Origin of the sequence: Acetobacter sp. DsW_059 (genome assembly GCF_002153695.1) — a bacterium.
Classification (GTDB): domain Bacteria; phylum Pseudomonadota; class Alphaproteobacteria; order Acetobacterales; family Acetobacteraceae; genus Acetobacter; species Acetobacter thailandicus.
Window position 1 is genome coordinate 1 of record NZ_JOPI01000152.1, and the last position, 773, is coordinate 773.

Annotated in this window: 1 pseudogene; it reads left to right on the forward strand. The window is 52.3% G+C overall.

The annotated features are described in order from the left end of the window. Nucleotides 1-63: 63 nt before the first annotated feature. Nucleotides 64-773 (forward strand): annotated as a pseudogene (locus tag HK25_RS12375) (hypothetical protein); the annotation flags it as partial.

The following is a 773-nucleotide window of genomic DNA, read 5'->3' on the forward strand; positions in this document are numbered from 1 at the left end:
TCTGGTATTATTTTCCCAAGGGGTCTGGATATGCGTATCCAGGAGCAGATCAGGACAATAAGCGTGATCAACAGTATTATCGGACAAAAAGCCTCCTCTCTGTTTCATGCGACAAAGCGTATGGGCTGTTATGGTGTTGCTGGTGCCCTGTGGCCTGGCATGGTTTTTGCGGCAACACCCGAACAGGTTGCTGAAAAACCCGCACATGAAGCCCCTGTTCTTCCTAAAGGAGCTGAAAAGGTCGGTAATTTTTATTTTGTGAATGGTAACCGGCATTATTACGATGCCGCACATGCCCCCACACAGCCCACAGTGCCGCGCTTTGTGCCCTCGACCAACGGTGTGGGTGGTGCTGTTGCGCCTAACGGTAAGGGTGCCCACTCAACCGCAACACAGCCTTATCTGTTCTCGCTGCATTATAAACCGATTGAGGATGCGGGGAAGTTTCTGGCCAATCAGGGTGTTTATTTCACAGGCTTTAACGTGGGCCAGTATAACGGTTATGCCGGTGGCGGGTATAAAAAGGGCTCGGCCTATACCAACTGGGCCCTGTTTGGTGTGAACCTGGATATGAACCGTATCGCCGGGGTTAAGGGTGCACAGATGCACATTATCCTCAACGATGTGGCCGGGCAGGGGCGCAGCTGGGACTATAGTGCGTCAGACTGGTCATGGCTGAGCACCTGGGGCAGCCATGATGGTGTTATGGTCAGAGAAATGACCTGGGATCAGGAGCTGTTTAATAAGCATCTGTATATTCTTGCCGGCCGGGC